General features: G+C 67.4%; 2 protein-coding genes. One reads left to right on the forward strand and one right to left on the reverse strand.

Annotation, left to right across the window (positions count from 1 at the left end):
• A partial coding sequence (locus KGM94_RS25140; RefSeq protein ID WP_300265435.1) for an outer membrane beta-barrel protein occupies window positions 1-350 on the forward strand: 350 nt, incomplete at its 5' end.
• Window positions 351-432: 82 nt separating this feature from the next.
• Here the strand turns inward: KGM94_RS25140 and KGM94_RS25145 are convergent.
• Complete coding sequence (locus tag KGM94_RS25145; RefSeq protein ID WP_300265438.1) at window positions 433-1,626, reverse strand: CoA transferase; 1,194 nt, start codon at window positions 1,624-1,626, stop codon at window positions 433-435.
• Window positions 1,627-1,903: the final 277 nt, after the last annotated feature.

The following is a 1,903-nucleotide window of genomic DNA, read 5'->3' on the forward strand; positions in this document are numbered from 1 at the left end:
TGTACGGGACCGGCGGTCTCGCCTATGGCGAATTGAAGACCGACGCCAGCATCACTGGACAGAACGTCAACGGCGTTCCGGTCACGGTGGCGTTCGGAAACTCTTCGACCCGCGCCGGCTGGACCGCTGGTGCCGGCATCGAAGGCAAGATCGGCGGCAACTGGACCGCAAAGCTGGAATATCTCTACATGGATCTCGGCACGGTCAGCGCCGGTCCGGTCGCGACGACCATCCTGGTTCCTGTTCGGGCCAATGCCGGCGCGTCCTATTCCTCGCGGTTCACGGACAATATCCTGCGCGTTGGCGTGAACTACCAGTTCGGTGGTGGCCCGGTGGTCGCCAAGTACTGAGCTGTTACGCACGAATGCATGCAAAGCCCGGCTCGCGCCGGGCTTTGTCGTTCCAGGGTGGTCGTTGCTTCAGTGACGATGCCTACACGACCTTGGCAGCCCTGAGGCTCGCGATCTCCTTCGCATCGAAGCCGAACTCGGCCAGCACCTCGTCGGTCTGCTCGCCGAATTCCGGCGGCCGTGCCGCCATGCGGCTCGGGGTGCGCGACAGCGTCACCGCCTGGCCGACCAGGCGAATGTGGCGGTTCTCCTCGTTCGGCACGTCCTGCGCGATGCCGAGATGCTTCACCTGCGCGTCCTCGAACATCTGGTCGATGGCGTAGATCGGCCCGCAGGGCACGCCGGCTTCGTTGAGCTCCTTCACCCAGGTCTCGGTCGATTTCGTCACCGTGTGCTTCTCGATCTCGGCGTTGAGGGCGTCGCGATTCTTCGAGCGCGCGGGCGCGGTGGCGTAGTCGGGATCGGCGACGAGCTCCGGCGCACCGATCGCCTGGGCGCAGCGCTCCCAGATCCGCCCGCCCGTGGTGGCGATGTTGATGTAACCGTCCGAGGTCCTGAACACGCCCGTGGGGATGCTGGTCGGATGGTTGTTGCCGGCCTGTTTGGCGACCTCCTTCTCCATCAGCCAGCGCGCCGCCTGGAAGTCGAGCATGAAGATCTGGGCCTGCAGCAGCGAGGTCTGCACCCACTGGCCCTGGCCCGACACCTCGCGCTCCAGCAGCGCGGTGAGGATGCCGATGGCGCAGAGCAGCCCGGCCGAGAGGTCGGCGACGGGGATGCCGACCCGCATCGGACCGCCGCCCGGCGCCCCCGTGATCGACATCAGCCCGCCCATGCCCTGGGCGATCTGATCGAAGCCCGGCCGCTTGTGATAGGGGCCGTCCTGGCCGAAGCCGGAGATGCTGCCATAGACCAGGCGCGGATTGATCCGGCGCAGGGTCTCGTAGTCGATCCCGAGCTTGTCCTTCACGTCGGGGCGGAAATTCTCGACCACCACGTCGGCCCTGGCGGCGAGGCGCTTGAACACGGCGAGCCCGCGCTCGTCCTTCAGGTTCAGCGTCATCGCCCGCTTGTTGCGGTGCAAATTCTGGAAGTCGGAGCCATGGCGGGGGCCGCCGGGCTGCTCGCCGCCGGAATCCTCGGTCAGCGCGTCGATCTTGATGACGTTGGCGCCCCAGTCCGCGAGCTGGCGCACGCAGGTCGGCCCGGACCGCACGCGGGTCAGATCGAGCACGGTGAAGCGCGACAGCGCCTGCGAGGCATGCGGAATGGGCATCTTGATGGGCTCCGGTATTCGATTGCAGGGCCACCATAGTGCTGAAAAATCAGGCGGCAAGCCTGCGCAACCGCCGCCGCCTGCGAAATCGGATGCCGGCGCTTCCCTCAGCGCGACAGCCGCCGCAGCTCGGCGCGGGCCTTCTCCGCGAGCGGGTCGTCGCCGTGGCGCGCGATGAACAGCTCGAGCGCCTCGGCCGTACCCTTGCGGCGGGCGATCTCGTACTCCTCGGCGACCGCGATGGCGGGGTCGCGTGGAGGCGGCAGGGACGGGGCTC

Source organism: Bradyrhizobium sp., from assembly GCF_028868675.1.
Classification (GTDB): Bacteria; Pseudomonadota; Alphaproteobacteria; order Rhizobiales; family Xanthobacteraceae; genus Bradyrhizobium.

Coding starts and splice junctions, on each gene's coding strand:
- KGM94_RS25145 (WP_300265438.1), bottom strand. CDS start 1,626: ATGCCCATTCCGCATGCCTCGCAGGCGCTGTCGCGCTTCACCGTGCTC.